23 protein-coding genes and 8 pseudogenes are annotated in these 25,043 nt (G+C 68.6%); 12 read left to right on the top strand and 19 right to left on the bottom strand.

All coding sequences use genetic code 11. The features are described from left to right. From ADK65_RS29800 to ADK65_RS39660, 9 genes and pseudogenes are all read right to left on the bottom strand, one after another. Positions 1-852: aldehyde dehydrogenase family protein (locus ADK65_RS29800; protein WP_159038837.1), on the bottom strand; the 852-nt coding region annotated here is incomplete at its 3' end. After that, on the bottom strand, positions 845-1,123 hold the full coding sequence (locus ADK65_RS39445) for a hypothetical protein (protein ID WP_053674096.1): 279 nt from the start codon (positions 1,121-1,123) through the stop codon (positions 845-847). The genes ADK65_RS29800 and ADK65_RS39445, both read right to left, overlap by 8 nt. A 1-nt stretch (position 1,124) precedes the next feature. Further along, positions 1,125-1,271, bottom strand: coding sequence for a hypothetical protein (locus ADK65_RS39000; protein WP_199825729.1), 147 nt, complete (start codon positions 1,269-1,271; stop codon positions 1,125-1,127). After that, positions 1,268-2,086 (bottom strand): 2-oxo-tetronate isomerase, encoded by an 819-nt coding sequence (otnI, locus tag ADK65_RS29810; RefSeq protein ID WP_053674122.1) that lies wholly within the window; start codon positions 2,084-2,086, stop codon positions 1,268-1,270. The genes ADK65_RS39000 and otnI overlap by 4 nt, the downstream gene beginning before the upstream one ends. 137 nt (positions 2,087-2,223) lie before the next feature. Beyond that, positions 2,224-2,973, bottom strand: a complete 750-nt coding sequence (locus tag ADK65_RS29815; protein WP_053674097.1) for an aspartate/glutamate racemase family protein — start codon at positions 2,971-2,973, stop codon at positions 2,224-2,226. Between the two features lie 167 nt (positions 2,974-3,140). Further along, positions 3,141-4,013, bottom strand: coding sequence for a class II fructose-bisphosphate aldolase (locus ADK65_RS29820; protein WP_053674098.1), 873 nt, complete (start codon positions 4,011-4,013; stop codon positions 3,141-3,143). Then, positions 4,013-5,383: a four-carbon acid sugar kinase family protein gene (locus tag ADK65_RS29825; protein ID WP_234352995.1), complete on the bottom strand. Its 1,371-nt coding sequence runs from the start codon at positions 5,381-5,383 to the stop codon at positions 4,013-4,015. The genes ADK65_RS29820 and ADK65_RS29825 overlap by 1 nt, the downstream gene beginning before the upstream one ends. A gap of 142 nt (positions 5,384-5,525) precedes the next feature. Continuing rightward, positions 5,526-6,909, bottom strand: a pseudogene (locus tag ADK65_RS29830) (aspartate ammonia-lyase). Positions 6,910-7,062: 153 nt separating this feature from the next. Continuing rightward, the gene (locus ADK65_RS39660; protein WP_267889757.1) at positions 7,063-7,197 is read right to left on the bottom strand and encodes a hypothetical protein; all 135 of its coding nucleotides are present in this window, start codon (positions 7,195-7,197) and stop codon (positions 7,063-7,065) included. Positions 7,198-7,329: 132 nt separating this feature from the next. On the opposite strand from ADK65_RS39660, the gene ADK65_RS38260 reads away from it, so the two are divergent. The 7 genes and pseudogenes from ADK65_RS38260 to ADK65_RS39450 form a co-directional block, all read left to right on the top strand. Further along, positions 7,330-7,458, top strand: a complete 129-nt coding sequence (locus ADK65_RS38260; protein ID WP_420709107.1) for a hypothetical protein — start codon at positions 7,330-7,332, stop codon at positions 7,456-7,458. 73 nt (positions 7,459-7,531) lie between these two features. After that, a pseudogene (locus ADK65_RS40020) lies at positions 7,532-7,645 on the top strand (tartrate dehydrogenase); the annotation flags it as partial. 398 nt (positions 7,646-8,043) lie between these two features. Further along, on the top strand, positions 8,044-9,090 hold the full coding sequence (locus ADK65_RS29840; protein ID WP_234352996.1) for a threonine ammonia-lyase: 1,047 nt from the start codon (positions 8,044-8,046) through the stop codon (positions 9,088-9,090). A gap of 320 nt (positions 9,091-9,410) precedes the next feature. Continuing rightward, the gene (locus ADK65_RS29845; protein ID WP_053674101.1) at positions 9,411-10,145 is read left to right on the top strand and encodes an SDR family NAD(P)-dependent oxidoreductase; all 735 of its coding nucleotides are present in this window, start codon (positions 9,411-9,413) and stop codon (positions 10,143-10,145) included. Positions 10,146-10,195: 50 nt separating this feature from the next. Further along, positions 10,196-10,681 carry a RidA family protein gene (locus ADK65_RS29850; protein WP_053674102.1) on the top strand — a complete coding sequence of 162 codons (486 nt, stop codon included), beginning with the start codon at positions 10,196-10,198 and terminating at the stop codon, positions 10,679-10,681. 588 nt (positions 10,682-11,269) lie between these two features. Next, positions 11,270-12,625 carry an NAD(P)/FAD-dependent oxidoreductase gene (locus ADK65_RS29855; RefSeq protein ID WP_053674103.1) on the top strand — a complete coding sequence of 452 codons (1,356 nt, stop codon included), beginning with the start codon at positions 11,270-11,272 and terminating at the stop codon, positions 12,623-12,625. 380 nt (positions 12,626-13,005) lie between these two features. Continuing rightward, a pseudogene (locus tag ADK65_RS39450) lies at positions 13,006-13,215 on the top strand (FAD-dependent oxidoreductase); the annotation flags it as partial. Positions 13,216-13,280: 65 nt separating this feature from the next. On the opposite strand, the pseudogene ADK65_RS29860 reads toward ADK65_RS39450, so the two are convergent. Both ADK65_RS29860 and ADK65_RS29865 read right to left on the bottom strand, forming a co-directional pair. Next, positions 13,281-13,805 (bottom strand): annotated as a pseudogene (locus ADK65_RS29860) (nucleotidyl transferase AbiEii/AbiGii toxin family protein); the annotation flags it as partial. 5 nt (positions 13,806-13,810) lie between these two features. Next, positions 13,811-14,020, bottom strand: a pseudogene (locus ADK65_RS29865) (hypothetical protein); the annotation flags it as partial. A 193-nt stretch (positions 14,021-14,213) separates the two neighbouring features. Here ADK65_RS29865 and ADK65_RS29870 point away from each other — a divergent pair. Both ADK65_RS29870 and ADK65_RS29875 read left to right on the top strand, forming a co-directional pair. Continuing rightward, a complete protein-coding gene (locus ADK65_RS29870) occupies positions 14,214-14,663 on the top strand; it encodes a hypothetical protein (RefSeq protein WP_053674104.1) in 450 nt (149 codons plus the stop codon). Between the two features lie 270 nt (positions 14,664-14,933). Continuing rightward, on the top strand, positions 14,934-15,728 hold the full coding sequence (locus tag ADK65_RS29875) for an IS5 family transposase (protein WP_053674105.1): 795 nt from the start codon (positions 14,934-14,936) through the stop codon (positions 15,726-15,728). Here ADK65_RS29875 and ADK65_RS39845 read toward each other — a convergent pair. Beyond that, positions 15,676-16,512 carry a hypothetical protein gene (locus ADK65_RS39845; protein WP_324614317.1) on the bottom strand — a complete coding sequence of 279 codons (837 nt, stop codon included), beginning with the start codon at positions 16,510-16,512 and terminating at the stop codon, positions 15,676-15,678. The genes ADK65_RS29875 and ADK65_RS39845 overlap by 53 nt on opposite strands. A gap of 580 nt (positions 16,513-17,092) precedes the next feature. On the opposite strand from ADK65_RS39845, the pseudogene ADK65_RS39455 reads away from it, so the two are divergent. Further along, positions 17,093-17,185: pseudogene (locus tag ADK65_RS39455) on the top strand (ATP-binding protein); the annotation flags it as partial. Positions 17,186-17,202: 17 nt separating this feature from the next. Here ADK65_RS39455 and ADK65_RS39005 read toward each other — a convergent pair. Next, a pseudogene (locus ADK65_RS39005) lies at positions 17,203-17,307 on the bottom strand (IS5/IS1182 family transposase); the annotation flags it as partial. Positions 17,308-17,509: 202 nt separating this feature from the next. Here ADK65_RS39005 and ADK65_RS29890 point away from each other — a divergent pair. Continuing rightward, positions 17,510-19,096 carry a hypothetical protein gene (locus ADK65_RS29890; protein WP_053674106.1) on the top strand — a complete coding sequence of 529 codons (1,587 nt, stop codon included), beginning with the start codon at positions 17,510-17,512 and terminating at the stop codon, positions 19,094-19,096. A 121-nt stretch (positions 19,097-19,217) separates the two neighbouring features. On the opposite strand, the gene ADK65_RS29895 is transcribed toward ADK65_RS29890, so the two are convergent. Both ADK65_RS29895 and ADK65_RS29900 read right to left on the bottom strand, forming a co-directional pair. Continuing rightward, positions 19,218-19,886, bottom strand: a complete 669-nt coding sequence (locus tag ADK65_RS29895; RefSeq protein WP_199825730.1) for a nucleotidyl transferase AbiEii/AbiGii toxin family protein — start codon at positions 19,884-19,886, stop codon at positions 19,218-19,220. 5 nt (positions 19,887-19,891) lie between these two features. Further along, on the bottom strand, positions 19,892-20,284 hold the full coding sequence (locus tag ADK65_RS29900) for a hypothetical protein (protein ID WP_053674108.1): 393 nt from the start codon (positions 20,282-20,284) through the stop codon (positions 19,892-19,894). Between the two features lie 1,816 nt (positions 20,285-22,100). Here ADK65_RS29900 and ADK65_RS38685 point away from each other — a divergent pair. Next, positions 22,101-22,352 carry a hypothetical protein gene (locus ADK65_RS38685; protein WP_159038838.1) on the top strand — a complete coding sequence of 84 codons (252 nt, stop codon included), beginning with the start codon at positions 22,101-22,103 and terminating at the stop codon, positions 22,350-22,352. 318 nt (positions 22,353-22,670) lie between these two features. Here ADK65_RS38685 and ADK65_RS29905 read toward each other — a convergent pair whose 3' ends face one another. The 4 genes and pseudogenes from ADK65_RS29905 to ADK65_RS29915 all read right to left on the bottom strand — a co-directional run bounded on the left by ADK65_RS29905 (position 22,671) and on the right by ADK65_RS29915 (position 24,989). Continuing rightward, positions 22,671-22,892 carry a hypothetical protein gene (locus ADK65_RS29905; RefSeq protein ID WP_053674109.1) on the bottom strand — a complete coding sequence of 74 codons (222 nt, stop codon included), beginning with the start codon at positions 22,890-22,892 and terminating at the stop codon, positions 22,671-22,673. A gap of 360 nt (positions 22,893-23,252) precedes the next feature. Beyond that, a pseudogene (locus ADK65_RS40025) lies at positions 23,253-23,582 on the bottom strand (RHS repeat-associated core domain-containing protein); the annotation flags it as partial. 76 nt (positions 23,583-23,658) lie between these two features. Then, on the bottom strand, positions 23,659-24,072 hold the full coding sequence (locus tag ADK65_RS37565) for a hypothetical protein (protein ID WP_234353000.1): 414 nt from the start codon (positions 24,070-24,072) through the stop codon (positions 23,659-23,661). A gap of 587 nt (positions 24,073-24,659) precedes the next feature. Beyond that, positions 24,660-24,989, bottom strand: coding sequence for a hypothetical protein (locus ADK65_RS29915; RefSeq protein WP_053674111.1), 330 nt, complete (start codon positions 24,987-24,989; stop codon positions 24,660-24,662). Positions 24,990-25,043 lie beyond the last annotated feature (54 nt).

Below are 25,043 nucleotides of genomic sequence, written 5' to 3' on the forward strand. Positions count from 1 at the left end.
CCGCTGGGTGCCGATGCAGTTCTGGCCGGCGGCCCAGAACGCGCCGGAGACGCAGGAGGCCACGGCCTCGTCGAGGTCGGCGTCGTCCATGACGATGACGGGGGCGTTGCCGCCCAGGTCCATGGCGAGTTTCTTCAGGCCGGCGGTGCGGGAGATGACCTCGCCGGTGGTGAAGCCGCCGGTGAAGGACACCATGCGCACGTCGGGGGCGGCCACGATCGCGGCGGCGATGTCGGCATCGCCGTTGACGACGGTGACGATCTCCTCGGGCAGGCCGGCCTCGATGAGGGTGTCGGCCAGGCGCAGGGCGGACAGCGGCGTCAGGGCGGAGGGTTTGAGGATGACCGCGTTGCCGCCGGCGATGGCCGGGCCGAGCTTGTGGGCGACCAGGTTGAGGGGGTCGTTGAAGGGGGTGATGGCGGCGATGATGCCCAGCGGTTCGCGGGTGAACCAGCCCTGCCGCTTCTCCGAGCCCTCATAGGAGTCGAAGGGGATGACCTCGCCGGCGTTGCGCCGTGCCTCGGCCGCGGACAGGGACAGGGTGTTGACGGCACGGGCGACTTCCTTGCGGGCCTGGGTGATGGTCTTGCCGGCCTCGTCGACGATCAGCTGGGCGAAGGACCCGGCGCGCCGCTCGACCAAGCGGGCGGCGCGCTCCAGGACCCCGGCCCTGGAGGCGCGGGAGAGCGCGGCGGCGGTACGGCGCCCGCGCCTGGCCTGCTGCAGGATGCTGCCAACGGCGCCTGCGTCGACGGTGAGGACCGAGGCGATGACCTCGCCGGTGTAGGGGTTGTGCACGGGCGTGGTGTCGGCGCCGAGTTCGATACCGGGGGGTACGACGGTGTCAGACACGGTGAGTCTCCTTCAGAACGGGGTACGTGGGCGCGGCGTCGTCGTCGGCGTGGCGCTGGCGGTTGGCGATGATGTCCGACAGCAGGGCGTAGGCGGTCTCGATGCGGCCGGCGCCCGGACCGGACACCGCGACGTTGCCGAGGAGGCTCGGGTCGTGGACGTCGATGGTGCCTCGGGCGCCCGCTCGGCCGCCGCCGATGCGGGCCACGGCCTCATGGGCGGCGGCCCTGGCGGCCGGGTAGGCGGTGAGGAGTTGTGCGGTGGAGGTCATGTCAATCACTTGCTTTCCTCTGCTCGCAGTCGCGGTAGAACGGCTGCCAGATGCGCGGCGAGACCAGGACGCCGCGCAGCGGGGCGTTGCCGAAGGTGACGCCCTTGGGGCAAGGTGACCAGGTCAGGGTCGAGGCCGTACCGCTCATCCTCGTGCGCTTTCTGCTCGGTGGCTGCGGTAGTCGTCGAGCCATCCGAGACCTTCGCTCGTGCCGGCGCGGGGCCGGTACTCGCAGCCGATCCACCCGTCGAAGCCCAGCTCGTCGACCACCTCAAGCAAGTGGCGGACGTTGAACTCCCCCTGGTCGGGCTCACCCCGGTCGGGCACGCCCGCGATCTGCAGATGACCGACCCGGCCGGTCGGCAGGTCGCGGCGCAGTGTCGTGGTGAGGTCGCCCTCGACGATCTGGCAGTGGTAGAGGTCGAGCTGCACCTTGAGGTGGGAGGCTCCCACTTCCCGCACCACGGCATGGGCCTCGGCCTGGGTGCTCAGGAAGTACCCCGGCATGTCTCGGCCGTTGATCGGCTCGATCAGGACGTCGACGCCGGCCGCGGCGGCCCGCTCCGCGGCCCACGCCAGGTTGGTCAGGTAGGTGTCGCGGTGCTCGGCCCGCTCGGCCGGTGGCGCGTCCGGCCAAACCAGCCCGGCCATCAGGTGCACCCGCGGGCAACCCAGCGCCGCCGCGTAATCCAGCGCCCGGTCGACCCCGGAACGCACCTCCGCCTCGCGTCCGGGCAGTGCCGCCATCCCGCGCTCCCCGGACTCCCACGCTCCTGCGGGTGCGTTGAAGAGCACCTGCACCAAGCCGTGGTCGTCGAGCCGGCGGCGCAGCTCGGCGGCGTCGTACGCATAGGGGAAGAGGTACTCCACGGCCTCGAAACCGTCAGCCGAGGCCGCGGCGAAGCGGTCGAGGAAATCGTGCTCGGTGTACATCATGGACAGGTTCGCTGCGAACCTCGGCATGTTGGCTCCTGTGTTCCGGCCGGGGACGGCCAAAGGGCTGTGGTTGACGACCTGCTCGTGGTCCGACCCGGCCGTGCTCACCTGCGTGGACGGAAGATCCGGGCGGTGATCCCGGAGCAGGCCGTCCGGTCGGCCGTTCACCTGGCTCCGCAGCCTCCCTGCCATTCCAGGGTCTCGAAGGCCCTCCCTGTGGCATGGGCAGGTTCAGCCGTCTGCTCGTGCAGCACACGCACCGCGTTCTCCGTTCCGCTGCGCGGGCTCGAGAGCACGGGCTTGCCGACGGCTTCGGCGATCGCGGGAGCCAGCGGTGCCATGGATGCCTGGGCCAGCACGATCACATCGGCCTCGGTGGCCAGCGCCCGTGCCCCGTCCAGCACCATCGCGTCGTGGCGGTCGCGGTCACCGGACATCAACACCGAGAAGGCGCCCTCGCACAGCCGCTCCTGGACGGTGATGTCGCGGCCGGCCGCCCGGGCCTTGTCCTCGACGAGGGCACGGGTCGGCGGCAGCGTCGTGGGGACCGTCGCCAGGACGCCGATGACGTCCGCGGTCTCGACCGCGGACGCGGTCATCGCGTCGTCGATCTTGACGATCGGGACGGAGACGAGGCGTCGGGCCACGTCGATGGCCGGGCCGACCGAGGAGCAGGCGGAGAAGATGACGTCGGCGCCCGCGGCCTGCGCGGCCTGGGCCAGGTGCACCATGCGCTGCGTGCTGGCAGGTGAGACCTCACCGTCGCGCACTACGGCTGCGAGCACGTCGCTGTCGACGAAGTGCAGGACCTTGGCGTCCGGCGCGAGTTCCGCGAGGTACTCGTTGATGATCGAATCGGGGCTGGCGAACAGCAAACTGGTGTGCAACACAGCGATCGAGGCAGTGGTGGACATGGTGGCTCCAACAGGGTGCGGGTATCGGCCCGCGTGCCGATTTGGGCACGAGAGCGCGGGACGGAGTGGTGCGGACCGCGCACAGCGCGCACGGCCGGGGCTGGACGACGATCTTGTGTCCGCCGGTGCGGTGCGGTGCGGCTCCAGGCGGCGGGGCCGCGTTCAGGTCATGCGTCTGCCCCCTCGGCGCGGGGGCTCAGGCGGCCGATGACCTCTAGGGCGGCGTCCCGGACCGCGTCGCGGCCCGCCGCCCACAGGGAGACGACGTTGGAGCCGGACAACGCGGACGGGAGCGTCTCGCGGGTGGCCTCCAGGTAGGCGCGGCGCAGTTCGGCGTTGACGTTGACCTTGGCGACGCCTCGGGCGAGGGCGCCGTGCAGTTCCTCGACGGGCAGGCCGCTGGCGCCGTGCAGGACGAGCGGGACGAGCGGGACGGTTACGGCCTCGTGGATCGCGGCCAGCCGCTCCAGGTCCAGGCGGACCGGGTGCTGGGTGAAGCCGTGGACGTTGCCGACGGCGACTGCGAGCGCGTCCACGCCTGTCGCGGCCACGAATTCGGCCGCCTGCTGCGGGTCGGTCATCGCCGCGGTGTGCGCGACTGCGTTGGTGGAGACGTCCTCGTCGCCCGGCAGGGCACCGAGCTCGGCCTCCACCCAGGCACCATGGTCGCGGGCCCGGCGGACGGCCTCCTTCGTCAAGGCGATGTTCTCGGCGAACGGCAGGTGGGAGCCGTCGACCATGACGGAGGTGTAGCCCGCCTCCAGGCAGGCCGTGATCTCGTCCAGGTCCCGGCTGTGGTCGAGGTGCACACCGAGGCGGGCGGCGGAGTGTCCGGCCGCGTGCAGCGCCAGCCGCATCAGGGCCTCGCGCCCTGCGTGCTTGAAGGGGCTGGAGCCCGCCTGGATGATCACCGGCCGTCCGGCGGTCTCGGCGGCGGCCGTGATGCCCTGGACGGTCTCCAGGTTGTAGGCGACGAACCCGGGCAGGGCGTGACCGGCGGCCGCGGCCTCCTTCAGGGCCTCGGTTCCGTGCAGCAGCATCAGGCACTCCTGAGCAGGTCGAGGGCGTCGGCTAGGGCGTCGGCGCCCCCGACGTTCCCGGCGAAGACGATGTAGGGGATGCCGGCCGCGGGGCCGTCCACCGGCTCCCAGAGCGAGACGATGCCCGGCAGCAGCGTGCCCCGGGCCCAGGCACGGCGGATCCCGAGGCCGTGGGTGGCGGTGTCGCTGGAGGTGATACCGCCCTTGGCAACGACGAAAGCGGGCCGCCGGGCGGCGTTGACCTGGCGCACGGCCTCAACGAGCGCGGCGGAGACCTTGCGGGAGATCGCCAGACTGTCGTCCGCGTCGGCACCCGTCACCAGCGTGCGAGAGGTGCGGATCACGGCGTCGGCCGAGTCCAGCGCGCCGGCGGCCGCGGCCGCGACCTCGGCGATGTGGGCGTCACGCCGCTCCTCGTCGAGCAGCAAGGCCACGTCCAGCTCGTACTCGGCGATCCCGCCGCGCTCCCGCAGCCGGTCCAACTGCCGTGTCGTCAGCGCGACATGAGACCCCACGACGACGAGACCGTGCGGCGCGTCCCCGTGCAGCGGGCGCAGTTCGGCCGGGGTGAGCGGTGCCCGCCCGGCCTGTCCGGCGCGGGCCCTGACGAAGGACGGCCCGACCCGGTACAGCAGCCGCGTGCCGTTCTCCTCCGCCTGAGCGAGGGCCAGGGCCAGCACCCGCAGATCCTCGTCGCACACCGCGTCGACCACGGCCACCCGTCCGCCGCGCAGCGAGGACAGCAGCCGCGCCGTGTGCCCCGGGCCGCCACCGCGCAGGTCGTCGAGGGTGACGCGCAGGACCTCCTCCGCGGGCATGCGTCCGCCCGTCTTCTCCTCCACCCACTCGGGCAGCGACGAGCTGCGGTAACCGAAGGTCGCGTCGCGGGCGAACTCGCTCATCCCGACCGGCAGCAGTCCCTCGGCCGTCCGCATCCAGTGGTTCGAGCCGACGGTCAGCCGACCCGCCTCGATGTAGGCGGGGACCAGCACCACACCGTCGGGAGCACCTGCGCCCAGCCCGGTCAGCTCCTCGGCGAGGACATCGGTCTCCAGCGGGAAGTGACCGCGCAGCGTCGAGTCCCCACGGCTGGCCAGGACGTAGCCGGTGCCCTCGGCCACAGCGGCCGCGTGCAGGGCACGGACCACCTCGCGGTTGCGGGCGGCCGCGTCCTCGGGCGACAGACTGCGCGTGTTGGTGAGGACGAAGAAGACGGCACTGTCCTGGCGCAGCGCCCAGCGCAGGTCGTCCACCGTCCAGGACGTCAGGACGGGCACGTCGGCGACCGTCTGGGTGCCGGTGGGATCGTCGTCGAGGACGACGAGACGGGGACCACCGGATATCCGGGCGGCCACTTCCGCGGCGCTCACCTCACGGACTGGGGGCAGCCCTTGAAGCACCGCTGCCTCGGGGACGGGCCGCGTCTGGGCATGGAGGGGTAGAGACATGGCGAATTCCTGCTCCATTACGGGTAGTTAGGGGGAGCGTCAGTCGGGGTCGCGCTTGATCACGTCACACCAGGGCCTGACCGGGTCCCGCGACTGCCTCGGGACACAGCAGCTCGGCGAGGGCGCAGGCAGGCAGCAGGCCCTTGTCCAGGACGAGTTCGGCGACCCCGCGTCCGGTGGCGAGGGCCTCCGTGGCGATGCCGGTGGCCGCCTCGTAGCCGATGTACGGGTTGAGGGCGGTGACCAGGCCGATCGAGTTCTCCACCGCCGCCCGCAGCGCCTGGGTGTTGGCCGTGATCCCCGCGGACGCACCGCTCGGCGAGCGCCAGGCACGCGCGCTGCAGGTGCATGATGCTCTTCGAGAAGGAGTGCCAGATGACCGGTTCGAAGGCGTTGAGCTGGAGCTGCCCGGTCTCGGCGGCCTCGAAGGCGACCTGGTTGACGACCTCCGGGATCACCGGGTTGACCTTGCCCGGCATGGTCGACGAACCGGCCTGTACGGGCGGCAGGTTGATCTCGCCGAGCCCGGCGCGCGGCCCGGACGACAGCAGCCGCAGGTCGTTGCAGCTCTTGGACAGCTTGACCGCGATCCGCTTGAGCACACCCGACATCTGCACGAACGCCCCGCAGTCCTGGATGGCTTCCACCAGGTTGGCGGCGGTGACCAGCACCAGCCCGGTGATGACGGCGAGGTGGCGGCGGGCGGCCTCGGCGTAGCCGGCGGGGGCGTTGAGACCGGTGCTGATCGCGGTGGCACCGAGGTCGATCTCGTGAATCAGCTCCACGGCCTCGGAGAGCCGGCTGCGGTCCTCCTCCAGCATGAGCGCGTATGCCGAGAACTCCTGCCCCAGCGTCATCGGCACGGCGTCCTGCAGCTGAGTGCGGCCCATCTTCAGCACGTCACGGAACTGAACCGCATTGGCCGCGAAAGCGTCCTGCAGCACCGCCATCGCCTTCAGCAGCCCGCGCACCGCATACACTGTCGCGATCTTGACGGCGGTCGGATAGACGTCATTGGTGGACTGGCCGAGGTTGACGTCCCGGTTGGGGTGTAGGTGCTCGAACTGGCCCTTGGCGTGCCCCAGCAGCTCCAGCGCGCGGTTCGCCACGACCTCGTTGGCGTTCATGTTGGTGGAGGTGCCGGCGCCGCCGTGGATGACGTCGACGACGAACTGGTCGTGCAGCTTGCCCTCACGGATCTCACGGCAGGCCGCCGCGATGGCGGCCGCCTTCCGCGGCTCCAGCAGGCCGCGTTCCTCGTTCGCCAGGGCGGCTGCCTCCTTCACGGCGGCCAGAGCGTCGATCAGATGCGGGCAGGCGGCAATCGGCGTGCCTGAGATGGCGAAGTTCTCCCGAGCGCGCAGGGTGTGGATGCCCCAGTACGCCTCGGCGGGGACGTCGCGGTCGCCGAGCAGGTCGTGCTCGCTGCGGTGCGCTACGGCGGTCATGGCAGGCCGGGCCTTCTCTCGGAGCGTGTTCAAGCGTGCGGGTGCGTGGCGTGCGGCAAGGGGGCGGGCGAAGCACGACCCGCAGGGGCGGTGGGGACTTGCCACGATCACGCCGCGAAAAGTCTGGGCAGTGTCACCGCCGTCGGTATCGGCTCAGAACGACTCGTCCTTCGCCTTGTCGCAGGCGCCGCCGGACGGCAGGAACCAGGCGGTGGCGTCGTGGAAGGGGACGGGCACCATCGCCGAATCGCCGGGTGGGCGGCAGGACCTCGGCCCGGAGGCCGTCACCGGGGACGAGGGCGAGGCGGTGGTTCTGGTTCGTCACAGGCCGATTGCAGCAGCAGGCCGGGCAGCGCGTCCAAGACTCAATCCCGATGTGCCTTATAAGGCCGCCCTATAAGGCGGCTTTATCGCGGCTCCGTGGGCGCCCGCGTCCTGGACATCGAGCCGGAGAACACCTTGGACATCGCCCTCGTCGCCCGCCGCGGTCTCCTGTCGCCCGCAGCCGCCGCGTTCGTCACGGCCGCGACCTCGACCACCGACAGCTGATAGGCACCGCTTATAAGACAGATCCGCTTTGCGTCTTGGACGTCCCACGGACCACCCTGCTGCAATCGACGCCATGACGACGAACCACCGGATCGCCCTGATCCCGGGCGACGATGTTCTCGGCCGCCGCCACGGCTTCAGCCTGTCCTACACGTCGTACGACTGGTCGTGCGAGCGGACGAGGAGGCCGGTCTCGCGCAGTCGGCGCGGGATCAGGTCGACGAGCAGGCCGACGCGGGCCGGCCCTCACAGGCCGTCGATGTAGCGCTCAAGGCGCCGATCCACGCGGTACTCACGGCTGAGGACGCCAGGCCTACAAGCCGCGCTACCAGGCGTTCGAGTACATGTTCAAGCAGCTCAACTGCCGGCCGGACGAAATCCTGCACGTCTCCGGGAGCCCCCGCTATGACTTGATGGTCGCCACGACCTGGGCATCAAGCACAAGGTCTTCGTCAACCGCGGATACGAGCTCGGCACGCCCGGTTACGGCTACCACCAGGTCGACCTGCTCTCCCAGGTCCCTCCGCTGCTCGGCCTCTGACCCGCACTGTCCCCGTTCTCACCGCACGTTTTCCAGGAGCAGCAATGAAGTTCACGCCGGATACCCCGCGTTCTGACCTGCAGGTGAGCGACATGGACAGCGTTGGTACGGCGGAGGCGAATCTCATCACACCGAGTGATCTCCACGTGGCGCAGGTGCGGATCGGCACTACCTGCCTGCGGACGCCGGTACTGCAGCTGCCCCGTCCGGCGGGGGCTGGTTCGGTGTGGGTGAAGGCTGAGTCCCTTCAGCGGACCGGTTCGTTCAAGCTCCGCGGGGTTGCCAACGCCGTGGCGGCGCTCGGTGAGGTCGGGGGCGCGCGGGGTGTGGTGACCTATTCGGCCGGCAACCACGGCCGTGCCCTGGCCTATGCGGCTCGGAGGGCCGACATCGCGGCGACGGTCGTGATGCCCCGGACGGCTTCCCCATACAAGATCGACGCCACCCGGGCCTTGGGCGCGACGGTGGTGCTCCGGGCGCCGGACGAGATCGTGCCGCATGCCCACCACCTGGGCGACGTCCGCGGCCTGGCCGTGGTGCCACCGTTCGACGATCCTCACATCATCGCCGGGCAGGGCACCGTCGGGCTCGAGATGCTCGAACAGGTCGACGACATCGACACGGTGCTGGTACCGGTCGGCGGCGGCGGACTGCTGGCCGGCGTGGCCGCCGCAATCAAGAACCAGCGACCAGGCGCGCGGGTGGTCGCGGTCGAACCCGAGCTCGCCGCGGACCTGGCCGAGGGCTTCGCCACCGGGAAGCGGACCGTCTGGTCACGAGAGCTGACCGGACGCACGATCGCCGACGGGCTCCGTTCCGCCGCGGTCGGCGAGCTGACCTGGTCGCACATCACAGCCCTGGTCGACGATGTGGTCACGGTCTCCGAGGAGGCCATCGTCTCAGCGATGCGATGGCTGGCGGAGTGCGGGAAGCTCGTGGTCGAACCCAGCGGAGCCGTTGCGGCAGCGTCCATCCTCGAGCACACCCACCGACTGGGTCGCGGAAACATCGCTGCAATCGCGACTGGCGGAAACATCGATCTCCGCGACTTCGCCGCACTGGTAACCGCCACCCCGACGCCTGCCGTCTGATCCACGCGGGCATGCCCGTGGTCAGCGATTGGGTCCCCGATCAGGTCATCCTCGACGCTGGAACTGGCGTTCCTGGACAAGGCTCCTCCCGCTGCAGGTCGGCGAGTTCCGCCTCGGCGTCGCCGGCGTGGTGCCGGTGGTGCAAACCCACGGATGCCCGGGTTCCCCGATTTCGAGGACCTGCTCGTCACCGACAGCGCGGGCACGTCGCCGCAGCGGTGGCCGGTCGACGCCCGCAGATTCCCCGACTGCCTGTCCCCGGGACGACTCCCCCTGGCCGAGTGTGACTCGACCGCCCCCCCCGTGAAGGAATACCTGACATGAGACTCAAGAACGTCGCGGCCCTGGTGACCGGCGCCAGCAGTGGCATCGGGCAGGCGGTGAGTTCCCACTTCCGCCGTGAGGGCGCGCGACTGCTGCTCACCGGTCGCAGGGAGCGGCTCGACAGCGCTGGGCCCGACGACCTGTACATCCCTGGAGACCTCAATGACGAGGCATTCGTCGAGCACCTGGCCAAGCAGGCCGCCGAGTCCCTCGGCACCGTCGACGTCGTCGTCCTCAACCACGGCCTGCAGGCCAGCAGTCCGCTTACCGAGATGGCCTCCGTCGACGCGAAGAATGTGCTCGACAGCAACCTGCTCAGCGCGTTCCTGGTGATGAAGCACTTCGCGCCGCTGATGCCTTCCGCGGGTGGCTCGTTCGTCTGTGTCAGTTCACGGCTCGGCATGGTCGGCAAGCCCGGGGAAGTCCTGTACTCCGCCGCCAAGGGAGGCCTCATCATGCTCGCCAAGGGCGCAGCGATCGAATGGGCCCCCCGCAACATCCGCGTCAACGTCGTCGCTCCTGGCCTGACCGCCACCCCGATCATCGAAGCAGCGATCCAACGCAGCGCCGATCCCGAGGCCTACCGCCGCGAGCGCGAGGGTCAAATCCCGCTGCAACGCCTCGCCACCCCTGAAGAGGTCGCCGACGCCGTCCTCTTCTTCGCATCATCAGAGTCGTCGTACATCACCGGAGCAGTTCTCCCGGTTGACGGCGGATACACCGCCTTCTGAACAGCACTAGGAGGACTCATGGGATTCGAGCCAAGCAAGGTGGTGGCGGCATGAGTCAGCCCCTGTCTCAAACCGTGAAGGGTGACTCGGCTTCGGAAAGGCTCCAGAACCTCGGACTGGAGCTACCCGACCTCGCCGGTAACGCGTACTTCGTGCACCACCGGGCGGTGGGCTCCAGTATCCACATCTCCGGCCAACTGCCCTTCAAGGACGGCGAGCTGCTGGGGCAGGGCGTTGTCGGCCGGGACGTGGAGCTGGAGACCGCGAAGGAGCTCGCGCGCCATGCCGCGCTCAACTGCCTGGCCGCCGCTGTGCAGGCGGTGGGTGATCTGGACCGGGTCCGGATCGTGCAGATGCTCGTCTTCGTGGCCAGCACGCCGGACTTCGGTCTGCAGTCGCAGGTCGCCAACGCGGCCAGTGAACTGCTCATCGAGGTGCTGGGCGAGAACGGACGGCACGCCCGGACCGCGATCGGTGTCGCGGGACTGCCCCTCAACACCCCGGTGGAGATCCAGATGATCTGCACTGCGGTGTAGCGGCGAGCCAATCATGGGCAGTACAGCTGTGAACCGGCTCCAACAGGCACTCGGCGCCCTCGTCGACGGCATCGACACTCCGGCGCCGATCGTGCCGGCCCAAGTGATGCGAAACGACATCGACCGTATTCAGGGCTTCGCCGCCGAGCACAGTCTCGACGCCAGGCCGCACGTCAAGACGCACAAATGCGTTGAGATCGATCGGCGCCAGGTCAAGGCGGAGACCAACGGAATCCCCGCGGGCAACGTGGTGAGGCCGAGGTCTTCGCCGAGACCGGATTCGACGGCATCTTCAGCGCCTACCCGATCCGGCCCGCGGGGACGAAAGGGCCGCCGATCCGGTGGCTGGCCGAGACGACCCGGGGCGTCGCCAACGTCGCGGCCATCAGCGCCCTCGCCGATGCGACGGGGGACGACGCCGGGCGGCTGGAGGTTCTGATCGAGGTCGCCGGAGCCCGTCGTTCCGCCCTCCTGTGGCGGTCACACCGCCTTCCAGTACCGGCCCACGCGGTTCCCAGAGACAGATGAACGGACACACCAATGAACACCCTTGCGGCACGACCCCGAAACGGAGAGCTCGGTTTCTGGGTGGCCCAACTGGCCGACAAAAGGCCGTCATTCCCGCGCTTCATTGGCCAGGACTCCGTCGACGTAGCCATTGTCGGCGGCGGCTACACCGGCCTGTGGGCGGCGTACTTCGCCAAGAAGCTCGAACCGTCGCTCTCGGTTGCCGTCATCGAGGCCGAACAGGTCGGCTACGGCGCTTCCGGGCGGAACGGCGGCTGGCTCTCGGCGATGCCACCGGTAAACCGTGCCACCTTCGCCCGCACCGGGGGCGGGCTGGAGGCGAGCCGGGCGCTGCAGCAGGAGTTCGTCGCCGGCGTCGACGCGGTCCTGGACAGCCTCCAGGCCGAAGGAATCGACGCCGATCAGCACAAGAGCGGCGCGCTCGTCGCCGCCCACACTCGGGCAGGGCTGGGCCGACTCGTCACCAGGCGTGATGCAGACCTGAAGTACGGACTGACCGAGGACGAGATCCAGCTGCTCGACCGGGACGAGTTCCAGTCCAGGATCAACATCTCCACCGTCCACGGCGGGCTCTTCTACAAGCACTGCGCGCGGATCCACCCCACGAAGCTCGTCTACGGCCTCGCCGACACCCTGACCTCCATGGGGGTGAGGATCTACGAGGGCAGCCGAGTGCACAGTGTCGGCGGCAGAACTCTCACCTTGGCCGACGGACGCGTCACCGCGGCCAAGACCTTCATCTGCACCGAAGGCTATTCAGGACAGCTGCTCGGCCGCCGGAGCCTGATCCCGGTCAATTCCTCGATGATCGTGACCAAGCCCCTGCCGGAGGAGGCGTGGCAGGAGATCGGCTGGGAAGGGCCGCAGTGCCTCAGCGACTCCGCGCACACGTTCATCTATGCCCAGCGGACGTCGGACGGCCGTATCGCCATGGGGGGCCGTGGTGTCCCCTACCGCTTCGGGTCCGGCACTGGGGGAGCCGGTGCGACCGCCCGGTCCACCATCGACCTGATCTCGCACAAGCTCAGCTCCTTCTTCCCGGGGGCCCCCTTCGAGGTGGAACACGCCTGGTCGGGAGTCCTGGGCGTCACGCGGGACTGGAACGGCGGCGTGCTCTGGGACCCGGCATCGGGAATCGGATCGTCCTCCGGCTACGCGGGGCACGGGGTCACGTCGGCCTACATCGGTGGCAGGACTCTCGTGGAGCTCGCCTTCGAGAAGGAAACCGAACGGACCACTCTCCCCTGGGTCGGCTACCGGGCACGGAAGTGGGAACCGGAGCCCATCCGCTGGCTGGGCGTTCACGCCATGTACCGGCTCTTCGGCATCGCGGACCAGTGGGAAGAGCGCAGGGATTCCAGCAAGACCTCACTGCTGGCCCGATTCGGCAGCCGCCTCGCCGGACTTCGCGAGTAGACGAAAAGGGAACTGCTGTCATGGACGCACAACTCGCCGTCATCGGCTTGGGCAGCATCGGAAGCATGGCTTTGTGGCAGGCCTCCCAACTGTCCGACTCAGTGGTGGGCTTCGAGTCCGCCACCCCGCCCACGGCCGCAGTGCCGTGGGCGGGGACACCCGCCTGTTCCGCATGGTCTACCGCGGCAGGCCCGAGTACTACCCCATCATCGAACGCTCTCGCGGCCTGTGGGCCGAGCTCGAAGCGGAAACCGGGCAGGCAATCCTCACCACTACCAGGGGCCTGTCCATCGGCACGGCGAACGGCAGCTACATCAACAGCCTCCTCGAGGCCGCGCGCGTCACTGGAGCCGAGCACAGCGTCCTGAGCCGGGGGGGAGTTGGCGCAGCGCTACCCCCAGCACAACCTCCGCCCCGACGACTGCGCCGTCTATGACCCCCGCGCCGGCGTGCTGCGTACGGACCGTGCGGTCGGCGCCGCCGTCGCGGCGGCTCAGGCAGACGGCGCCACCGTCCTTCAGAACACACCCGTGGACAGCATCACCGGAACCGACCATGGCGTGGTCGTCACCTCGGGCGACAGGACCTGGACGTTCGAGAAGGTCATCGTCGCCTCCGGCGGCTGGTCGCGCAGGCTCATGCCCCGGACGGCTTCCCCATACAGATTCGCTTGCAGATCCTCGCGCTCGAAGCGACCGCGGGCGTGGCGGCGGCCGAACTCCTCGAGCTCGGCGTTTGTCCAGCGACGGGAGGCCGCGAACACGTCGATCAGGTCGCGTGGCGCTCCGCGGTCGGCGAGGGCGCGGACCTTGGTCCCGATCACGTCCTCCTCCGCGAGGACGGGCCCGTACGGGCTCTGGGCGACCGGCCGCCAGAAGATCTCCTTGAGGATGTCGACTTCGCATTCCTGCCCGGTGGCCGGGTCGGACACGGTGAAGCGGGCGGACAGCGGGGCTGTCTCCAGCGCGTGCACCGTCCAGCCGCGGGCTTCCAGGCCGGAGCGGAGCGTGGCGGCGATGTCGGCCATGGGCGCCGGGTTCTCGGTGGCGACGTCGAGGTCCTGGCTGGGGCGGTTCACGAGGCGGTGTGCCCGCACGGCGTATCCGCCGGTGAGGACCAGGGGGTACGGGGAGCCGAGGGCGATCACGTCCGCCAGGAGCCGCGTGTGCAGCTCCGGCATATCCTTCACGCCGCTGCCCTGGTGCGGGTGGGGAGCTGGGGGAAGGCGTCTTCCCATACGGTGCGCACGGTGCGGCCGACGAGGGCGCGCAGCACCGGCCACAGCTGGAGGAGCGGGTCCTGGTTGAGGTAGCGGGGCAGGTCGTCGTGCAGGCCCTCGTGCAGGACGGTGCGGTACAGGCCCATACGCTGGCGCGGCTTACCCAGGTCGTATGAGAAGCCGTATCTCAACCGATCTTGGAACGTGTGAATCGAACGGATTTCCTGGACGGCTGATCTTCCGGCGGTACGCGCGTGAAGCCAGGGGCGAGTGCCCGCTTGTGGTCGTCGCGAGGTGAGCTGAGGGGGCTTTGAGTTCAAGCCGGGGCTAGCCTGACGGGCCCTGCTCGCTCGACGGTGAGGAGAGTAAGTGCCCACTCTGATCAACGCTGTTGATGTCCGCCCGCGCGTGTACTACAGGACCATCCAGATCGGCCCCATCCTCTTCGAACAAGCACCGGCGGAGGACGACATCGTTCAGATCCCCGGTGAAGGCTGGAGCCTCACCTCCAGCGACAACGATTTCTACCCTTTGGTGCGTTTGGAGGTGTGGGACGGGCCCGCTCCTCAGCCATCAGGCTCGTGGGAGTACGAACGGGCTTTCCATTCTCCGATGGCAGATCACCTCGCAGTGGTCGACTTGGGTGGCGTCTGCTACGGCGAGATCGAGCTGCGGCCGGGGCGCTATCACCTGCGTTTACTCTGCCGAGGGCGAGATCATGTTGAGGCTTCGCTGGCACTCGACCCCTTCCCTCCTGAAGGGCCGCATGACGATCCCCTTGAGGTGTGGGTTGTTCAGATTTGGCCTGGTGCTGACTGAGAAGCCGTATCTCAACCGATCTTGGAACGTGTGAATCGAACGGAGTTCCTGGACGGCTGATCTCACGGCGATACGTGCATGAAGGCAGGGCCTCCTGGTAGCTCGGGGGTGCGACCCCATTCCGAGCGGTTCCCGGAGGCCCTGTTGTCGTTGTTGTACGCGCCCGAGCCCGTTGACTTCAACTCGCCCGCCGTGTCGTGCGATTGCCTCGCGCACGTGTACGGCAACGCGGCCGATCATCCCGATCGGGTTCGCCGGTATCCGTCGGACATGACGGACGCGGAGTGGGCGGCCATCCAGCCATTGTTGCCGGTGCCGACCTGGCTTCAGGGGCGGGGCGGACGGCCCGAGGGCTACTGCCACCGCCAGCTGCTGGACGCGATCCGCTACCTGGTCGCGGGCGGGATCTCCTGGCGGGCGATGCCCGCGGACTTCCCCGCATGGGGCCGGGTCTACGCCTTCTTCCGCCGCTGGCGCGAGCACGGGCTGATCACCGAGTTCCACGACCGGCTGCGTGGGAAGGTCCGGGAGCACGAGGGCCGTGAGGCCGAGTCCACGGCCGGAATCATCGACGCGCAGTCGGTGCGGGCCGCCGCGACGGTGCCGGCCGCCTCACGCGGCTACGACGGAGGGAAGAAGGTGCCGGGCCGCAAACGGCACATCGTGACCGACACCCTCGGTCTGCTCCTGGTCGTCACGGTCACCGCCGCGAACATCGGCGACCGGGACGCCGCGGCTGGCCTGCTGAGGCGGCTGCGTCGCCTGCACCGCGACATCACCCTTGTTTGGGCCGACGGCGGCTACACCGGCTCCCTCGTCGGCTGGTGCCGGGACAAACTCGCCCTGACCTTGGAGATCGTCAAGCGCACCGACGACATGGCCGGGTTCGTGGTGCTGCCGAGGCGCTGGGTGGCAGAGCGCACGTTCGCGTGGCTGATGAATTCCCGCCGTCTGGCGCGGGACTACGAGACCCTGCCCGCCACCAGCGAGGCGATGATCCGGTGGTCGATGGTCACGCGGATGAGCCGGCGTCTGGCACGGCCCCGGGCCGCCGGCCGGCGCTGAATGCCCCAGACGCCTCCAGGAGAAGCCACCCGCGCTCCGCCAGGCGCCGGGCCTTCGACCGCAGCCCCTCGACCTTCGCCGGCGTCGCCCCAAGGCCCAGCTCCACCGCGATCTCCTTGGCTCGAAGTGGCCCGTGACCAGTGGATCGCTGCTGTTCCAGCACGCCCACAATCCGCTGATAGTCCGGCGCCAGAACCGTCATCGGCAGCCCTTCCCGCCAGGGCGGCACCGTCGAGCCCGGCACCGGCGCGAGCGGCGGCGCCGCCTTCTCCTCGGCCTCGGTCGTGGTCACGGCAGTGGACTCGGCCGCAGAGACTGCCAGGGCCTCGACCAGTTCCTCCCGCGCAATCACCCGCCGGTCCAGCTCGATCTCCGCGGCCTCCAACACCTCAGCCAACCCCGCGACTTCCTCTCGCAAGCCCTCCACCCGCACGCGGGCAGCCGCCTCCCGTTCCTCCAGCATTCCCAGCACCGACGCCACCGCACACCCCTCGGTCATGAAGCGGACACAAGACGCCGGCATGCCTTCCTCGCCCTGCGTGAAACCATGCCTGACCAGCGAAAACCTAGAGATCACGTTCGGTTGGGATACGGCTTCTGAGGTCATCCCGGACCAGGCCATGTGCAGCGGCAGCTCCACGACACCGTGGGTCGGCCCGTGCAGCTCGTCCAGCGACTCCGGCAGACGGCGGCGGAACTTCTCCCAGTAGAGCGCGAGGTCCTCGGCGTCCGCGCCCGGGAAGTCCCTCGGCGGGGGTGCGGCGTGCTGTGAGCTGGGGGGCATGAGTCCAATATGGCGGCCGGAGGAGGGGCGCGGGTCATGATGAGCGAGCCGGGCCGGGGTCTGAGGGGCAGATCCTGCTGGGGGAGCTGGTTGTGACAACTTGGTCTGCCCCGAGTGGGCGGGATGGGCTTACGGCCGCGACGCTCGTTTGACGCTCTGGGCGCCCGCACGCCGCCCGATGAGTCGAGAAAGCGGCTCTGACCTGGTCTTTTCTCTGGTTCACTCAGGCCGACATCTTTCCGATGACGTCGCATGTGGAGTGTGTGGCTATCCTTGAGCCTGCCGTGAAGGGCGCTTGACCTGCGGCTTTGTGCCGCAGGCGGTTCGACCGACCTGTTCCTCTCCATGCAGCGGGTCGAATGGATGGATCGATCCCTGAAGGTTGCCTGACCTGCGACTTCTTGAGGCAGACGGTCGCTTCGGCGGCGCTTTCAGGGGTTCCGTCGAGGAATCTTGACGCTCGGCTGACGCTCGCTTCGGGGCTCTGGGCGTTACCGGGGCCATCGCGGGATGATCTCGGTATCTCGCACCACAGTGGGCAGCTCGGTTCTCGGAGTTCGAAAGTCAGCAACCGGGTGGGGGCCACCCGCACGATACCGAGGCACCCGACACGGTCGTCCTGGTCATCGCCGAACTCGCCGCGAACGCCGTCCTCCACGGCCGTGTCCCGGGCGGTGCTTAGACCGTGTCCTACGTGGTGAGGCGGATGAGTCGTTTGTAGCAGCAGAGGGCGGCGGCGAGTCCGAGGAATGCCAGGTAGTTGCGAGGGTGGCGTTCGTAGCGGTGGTTGAGTCGGCACGACGGCTCCCCATTTCATCGGCCGCGTCGGGGCCAGCAGCTATGGCGTTCGGTTGACCGGACGGTCGGCCCCGAAGCCACGCCCAGGGCATTACGGACCTGGGCGTGGCGGTATTACGGTTGCTCTCCGAGCGGTGCCCTGACCGCTTTCGAGGGGGAAACGGTCGTCGCACAGGGCACCGGGGTGAGGGGAGCCGCCGTGCAGGCGCTGTATGCCGTCAGTTTCGACATCCGGTCCGCCCAGGAGCAGCCGGGCCACGTCTACGAGAGCCTTCGCGGCCATCTCGCCGACTGGCTGGGCCACCACGGACGTGTACCGGCACCGTCGGCGACCGAACTCGACAGGGATGGCCGGGCGGTGCTCGCCGGCAAGATTCCCGGCCATGGTGACCGCACAGTGAGCTGGACCGTGGCGGGCGACGAACTCACCCGCGCCCTGCGCATGACCATCCACCAGCCGCTGTCTACGGGACCGGCCCAGTTTGTCACCCGGGTCACGGTCTCCGAGTCGGGGGAAGGCGGCGGGCTCAGGATCGTCATGGGCAGGGAGATCCCCGACGGCTGGATAGCGCCGGTGCAGGATCCGCCGCTCAAGCGCCCCAACCTGTTGCGGGCGGTGCTCGGCGACGAGCAACTTGAAGTGCGGGTGCTGAGCCAGCTCGCCACGGGGCGGTACGAGAGGATCCGGGAGGAGAGTCACGCTGACGTACTCCTTGATGTCCTGGCGCTTCGCACGCGCCTCCCCATCCTCCTGATGCACCCCAGGGACCAGGCGGGATGGAGCGCGGCGGCCGATGCGTCGGGACAACTCGCCGGCCTGGCCCAGGTGGTGACCCTGAACTACGTGACCGCACAGGCCGTCCGCCGGGCCCACGAGCAGGTGGCCGTACCCAGCGGTGGCGCCCGGCTGGTCTGGCCCGACCTCGGCCTGGAGCACCCCGCCTACTCACGGGAGGAGGTGTCTCAGACGTCCTTCGTGGAACGGCGGCTGATGCCGTCGCTCGCCCCTCTCTCTGTCATCGCCCGCGGCAGTGACACGGCGTGGGAGCGTGCGCGACAGGCGTCGTACCGCGCGGGAGCCCGCAGGGCGGCGGAGCAGTTGTCGCGTGCCCAGGCCGCCGGAGACACGACCGCCGAGCTCGAAGCGCTGCAGAAACGTGTCCGGCAGCTCGAAGAGGACGCCACATCCTGGGAGGACATGGCACAGAGCTGCATGGAGGAACGCGACAAGGCGCGAGACGATGCCGCCACCGCTGAGGCACTGCGTCAGGACCGGGACTACTGGAAGAACGAGTACCTAAATCTGTCGAAGGGCGGGAGCGGGCGGGCGGCCACTTTCGACGCCTGGAGCGAGATCCCTCCTCTGGGAACGGACGCCGTACCCACTTTCGAAGCTCTCGTTAAGGCATCGGAGGAGCACATCGTGTTCACGGCGAGAGCGGCGCGCGCCTGGAAGGACTCCCGCTACCCGTACGCCCAGGAGATGACCGACCGGCTGACCGCCCTCGCGCAGGCTGCGACGGACCTGTACTCCAATTCCGGCAGGATGCCCAGGCTGGCCCAGTGGTTTTACGACAACCACGGACTGAAATTCGCGCCCAACGACGAGAAACTCAGCAAGGACAAGGACAAGCGCTACTTCATGTTCAACGGAAAGCGTTGGGACGGACTGCCGCACATCAAGGTCCGGGACGCCGTCTCGCCCAATGAGGTCGGACGCATCTACTTCGCCCTCGACTCCGAGGAGAAGCGGTTCATCGTGAACCATGTGGGATTGCACCTGTAGCCGGCCCCGGCGGGCACCTTGCATCCGTGGGCACTGGTGGTGACCACCCTGGCACTGTACGGGACGGCGGATTTCAGCGCGCAAGCTCCGCGTCTCACCGCGAGCCCTCATTTGGACGTGATCAGTCGATGTGCGGATCAACGGACTCTTCGAGGAGACGGGTCGCGAGGTCGTCGGCCCACTCCACGGCCCAGGAGCGGAGAGCGGTGATGGTGGCGTCATCGAGCCCATAGGCGGCAAAGGCTTCATCGTCGGTCCACTCGGCGCCTGTGAGGTTCGCCTGCAGATCCTCGCGCTCGAAGCGGCCGCGGGCGTGGCGGCGGCCGAACTCTTCGAGCTCGGCATTGGTCCAGCGGCGGGAGGATGCGAACACGTCGATCAGGTCGCGCGGCGCTCCGCGGTCGGCGAGGGCGCGGACCTTGGTCCCGATCACGTCCTCCTCCGCGAGGACGGGGCCGTACGGGCTCTGGGCGACCGGCCGCCAGAAGATCTCCTTGAGGATGTCGACTTCGCATTCCTGGCCGGTGGCCGGGTCGGTCACGGTGAAGCGGGCGGACAGCGGGGCGGTCTCCAGCGCGCGCACCTCCCAGCCGCGGGCTTCCAAGCCGAAGCGGAGCGTGGCGGCGATGTCGGCCATGGGCGCCGGGTTCTCGGTGGCGACATCAAGGTCCTGGCTGGGGCGGTTCACGAGGCGGTGCGCCCGCACGGCGTATCCACCGGTGAGAACCAGTGGATACGGGGAACCGAGGGCGATCACATCCGCCAGGAGCCGCGTGTGCAGCTCCGGCATGTCCGTCACGCGGCTGCCCGGTGGCGGGAGGCGAGCTGGGGGAAGGCGTCCTCCCATACGGCGCGCACGGTGCGACCGACGAGGGTGCGCAGCACCGGCCACAGCTGGAGGAGCAGGTCCTGGTTGAGGTAGCGGGGCAGGTCGTCGTGCAGGCCCTCGTGCAGGACGGTGCGGTACAGGCCCATACGCTGGCGCGGCTTGCCCAGGTCGTATGAGGTCATCCCGGACCAGGACATGTGCAGCGGCAGATCCACGACACCGTGGCTCGGCCCGCGCAGCTCGTCCAGCGACTCCGGCAGACGGCGGCGGAACTTCTCCCGGTACAGCGCGAGGTCCTCGGCGTCCGCTCCCGAAACGTCCCTTGGGGTGGGTGCGGGGTGCTGTGGGCTGGAGGGCATGACTCCATTATGGCGGCCGGAGACGTTGTGAGGGTCATGATGTGCGAGCCGGCGTCCGGAGCGAGCGGGGGCGGATCCCCGGGTGAGCTGGTTGCCGCAGTCTGCTCTTCCGTGAGCGGTGCTGACTCCTGGCAGTCCGCCGGGCGTGCTGGTCCCGCCCTCGGGGGTCGTCCGTCCAGCGGGTTAATGCGTATGGCGGCAAGCATCTGCAGGACTTTCGAGAGGCGGGGCAGAGGGTCGCCTTCGGCGATTCGCACACCGCGAATCGCTGCGATGACGGAATGAAGGAAGGAGTCCAGGACCCCGGGCAGTAAATCGGGAATGGCGTCCCTAGAGCGCCTTCCCGCCTGAGGGGGCGGTCAAGGTGGCTCTGGCGGTCTCTTCCCGACCAACATCCGCCCCTCTTTTCCCAGGGGTCACGGAACGCGCCGTCCGTGCCCCTCGCGCGCCCCCCGTGCGCACTGAGCCGGTCCTTTCGCCTCCAACAAGCTGTGTCTGCGGTGATCCACCGTCCGTGTCCACAGCTTGGAGGGGGACAAGGTGCCGGAGGAGTGGATAAGGGCTCTCGTGGCGGACTTTGGGTCCGAGTGCAAGGTGCGTCTGCGGGTCAGCGACACGGAGGCGTCCATCAGCCTGCCGGTGGCGAAGCTGGTGGAGACATTCGGGGCGCGCTGGAAGCTGCGTCCTCGCCTACATCCTGAGTATTCCTTGCCCGAGGCCCGGGTGCGTCCGGATTACGCGGTGGAGACATCGGGGCGCATCACCGGGTTCCTCGAGCTGAAGGCCCCGGGGCACGACGTCACGCCTGACGGCTTCTCCAAGCGGGACCGGGAGCAGTGGGAGCTGATGCGCCGGCTGCCGAATGTGCTGTATAGCAACGGTCACACCTGGTGCCTGTACCGAGGCGGGTCGCGGCCTCTGCGCACGGTACGGCTCGAAGGTGATCTGTACCGGTCCGGAAGCCGGTTGCGTACCAGTGCAGCCGACGGAGCTGCGTTTCGGGATCTGCTGCGGGAATTCCTCGGTGGCAGCCCCGACGCATCACGACTGTGGGCCAGTTGGTGTCGTCTATCGCTCCGCTGTGTCAGTATCTGCGCGAGGAGGTGCTGGAGCAGCTCGCCCTCGAACGCAGAGCGCCAGACGGTCCTCGCAGCCGGCGGCTTGTCCCCAAGCCTTTCACCGCCTTGGCACACCACTGGAGCAAGGTGCTCTTCCCACGCTGCCACGGAGGAGTAGGAATACCGGCGCCGCGCAGTCGTCCCGCAGAAAGCGACAAGATCCGTAGAGCTCTTGATGAAGGTGACGCGCCTGCCATACCGAGGGCGGGTGCGTCCGGCCAGTCGTGACGCTCATTTGACGCTCTGGGCGCCCTCAGGCTGCCCGGCGAGCCGAGGAAGTTGCTCTGACCTGGGCTTTTCCATGACTCACTCAGACCGACCTCTTTCCGATGACGTCGCATGTGGAGTGCGTGGCGATTTTGGAGCCCGCTGAGAAAGGACTCTGACCTTTGGTTCTTCTGAGTTGCTCAGGCACTGCCAGGTGGGCTCGACCTGTTTCCCGGAATACCTCACATGGAGCTCGCACTTCCAGCTCGCGGCATCGGTGACCTGCGGTTTCGTCACGTCCAGCAGTTGGCTCTCCTGGATCGGGCACGCCAGGAGCAGCTCGTGGTGCATTGTCTTGACGCTCGTCTGACGCTGCACCTGATGATGTGTCAAAGGGGGACGGTCAGTCGCCTCGCCCGGCCCCGCCTCTGGCCATCCGTCCGGCGGCATCCTTGAAGGTGACACGGCCCGGCTCGTCGTGAGTGACGGAGATGACGACGTCGCCGAGCGGCAAGCCCTGCGTCCTGCTCGGCCTCGAGCGGCGCCAACCGATTTCGTCGGTGCTCGGTGAGCAGTTGCGCGTGGCCTCGGACGCAGGTGCGATGTCGAGCGGCGAAAGCCGTGGGCAGGGGGTGCGCGGCGTCGGTGAGGCTTCAGCCCACTACGGCGCCGTGCTGGGCCAGGTCCATGTCGGTAGCTGGGCCTGCCCGTCCTGGGTCTTCGTCCTTCCAGTAGGTCGCTGACACAGTCGCGGAGTTGAGGAGGAAGGCCGGCGAGAACGATCTCCCGCAGAGGTGCGATGTGCTCAAGGCCGACATGGCCGGTGGACGTCAGTTCGATGAGAGCGTGCAGTTCGGCTTCCAGGGCGGAGTTTTCCTTTTCGCAGACAGCGGCTGCCGCGAGCAGTGTCGCCAGAGCCGACGCCTGGGCGGGTGTGTACGCACCCAGGTGGTCGGTCACTTCGTCGGCCGCGCGTTCTCGTGCCTGTGCATCTGCTTCCGAAATCATGCGCGCGATACCGATGAAGTCGTGAGACTTCAATGCGAAACACCCGTTCGTCACTAGTACGGAAGTGGAAATTGAGCCGCCAGGGATGTGTGTGGCATGGGCCGCGTCCGGATTGCCTGGCTGCCGAATGTGTCCGCGAGGAACTTCTCCCGTTCCACCCGGTCCGTATAGGGGGAAACGATCAGGAAAGTACCGAGGAGACGGGGAACGAGGTCGAGCGGCTCGTCCGTCACCGTCGCGGACCAGCCGCCGTCGAACTTCGGTTTCGTCGTCATCACTGCCTCATCTGATCTGTACCGCCGGAGGCTGGAAGGGGCCGTCCTCGGCGGGAATCCTGCCGTTCACGATGTCCTCGTGCGTCACCGGGTGTCGGGGTCCGTGGGTTTCCCGCCGTGCGCCGTGGCCCCGGAGTCGCCCTTGATGCCCGAGGGACCGTACGCCGCGATGACGTGGCCCCTGGGTGTTGCCGGGGCCGTCGATCACCACGATGTCGTCGCCCTGTCTGAAGGTGAACGTCTCGGCCGTGCCCGTCGGGTGGTACACGGCGTCCGGGTTCTAGAGGATCTCGACGACCCGACGATGTCGTCCCAGACCTTGTTGATCCGCTTCTGCGCCCGCTCCTCCTTCGTGTACTTGGGCATGAGGCCCAGCGGGTCGCACCCGCTGTGCGGGTTGTCCACGTACGCGACGGGGTTCGGGGCGGGAGCGAGGCCGAGGGGGTCGGGGGAGGTGTAGCGGCCGGTTTCGGGGTGGTAGTGGCGGAAGTAGTTGTAGTGGAGGCCGGTTTCGGGGTCGTAGTACTGGCCGGGGAAGCGAAGTGGGGTGTAGGTGCTGCTGTCCCGGGACCAGGCCGTGGTGCCCCAGAGCGTGCTCCGGGTGCGCCACGCGATGTCGCCCGTCTCGTCGATCACTTCGGTGGGGGTGCCGATGAGGTCGGTGGCGATGGCGAAGAACCGGCGGTCGAAATCGACCGGGAAATTAGGCTCGTGACGCTCATCGGAACTCAGAATTCGTGTACTACGACCCAGTAGTCGGATTCTTCTACGGAGGTGGCACACAGGTGGCGGCCGTCAACCGAAACGGCAATGAACTCGGGTGAACCCGTCGCCGCGCAGATACGGGACGGGTGCCCCAGCGCGCCGCGTTCTTGCCGACCGGGTCTTTTACGTGCATCCAGCCGACCTGGCTCCCGCCAGGTACGGGCGGGAGGATCAGAAACTCTCCGTCCTTGCCGTAGAGCGAAACTTGTGCAGCATGGCGATGCCACGCATCGTCCAGTTCGTCGGCGGCGTGGGGGGAGGAAGCGGGGATTGCGGTGACCGGCTCCACCTCGAATCCGCTGACCGCATGGATGGCCGCGTTCACGGGTGGGCCGTCAGGTGCCGCCTTCCCCATCACCTCAAGTCCGCAGCGGCCAAGGGTGTCCAGCCACTCCGGCGCCTGCCGGTCGTTCATGATTCCGGACCTTTCGTCGGACCCCACGGCATTCAGCCGCCTTCGTAGAACAGGTGCTGATCGGCCCCCCGGGGTTCGTGGGCTTGGCGCCGATTGCCGTCACACCGGAGTGGCCGCCCCTGATCCCCGACGGCCCGTACGCCGTGATGCCCTGGCCGACTTGGGAGCCGACCCCTTGGTCACGACGACGTCCTTGCGGTGCCGGAAAATGAGACGGACGTGCCCGTCGGCTGGGACTCCGCGTCCGGCTTCTGCGACATCTCCAGGTCGGAGGAGCCGTGCCGTGATCCGGGAGCGTCACGCGATGTCGTCGGACTCCCGATCAGTTCGGTGGGTCTATCGATCAGGGCGGGGGCTATGGCGAAGAACCGCGGTCGATCTTCTTCCCTCGGTCGGCGGCAGCCGCCTGGAACTCGGTACTGGCGGTCGGTGTGTCTGGTGGACCACAGTGTCGACAACTCCTGCCGCCGGGTCCGGCTGTCGTTCCTCGGGTAGTCCAGGTCACGCCACAACTGCGGGGCCGCATTCGTGGCGCCACGGATGGGCTCGGACAGTGCATCTGGCAAGGCCTCTCCGGAATTCAGGCTCTATTCCAGTTCCGCCGCGCGCCTCTTGAGGTCCTCGGCGAACGTGTCCCAGTCGGGTCCGAAGGACAGCAGATCTGAGGCTGCTTCCCGGAGCAATTGCGGGTCGTCGGGACGTTGCAGGCAGGCCAGACGGTAGGCGAGGTTCCGGGCCCAGGGCGGCAGGGCCATCCAGTCCTCGGTGAGGACGTCCTCGAGCATGGCGAGGATTTCGTCCGCCGTCGCGAAGGTGAGCTTCTCGATGAACTCACGGGTCGTTTCGTTGACCTGCTGGCTGTCACCGCCGTCGATCGCCTGGCTGAGACTCCTGGCCGCAGGGGTCGGATCGGGCATGGCGCGCTTCTCCAGACGGATTACTTTCGGCGCCCCGGAGCGCCGTGGTGGTGG

Origin of the sequence: Streptomyces sp. NRRL B-1140 (assembly GCF_001280065.1) — a bacterium.
In the GTDB taxonomy this organism is placed as follows: Bacteria; Actinomycetota; Actinomycetes; order Streptomycetales; family Streptomycetaceae; genus Streptomyces.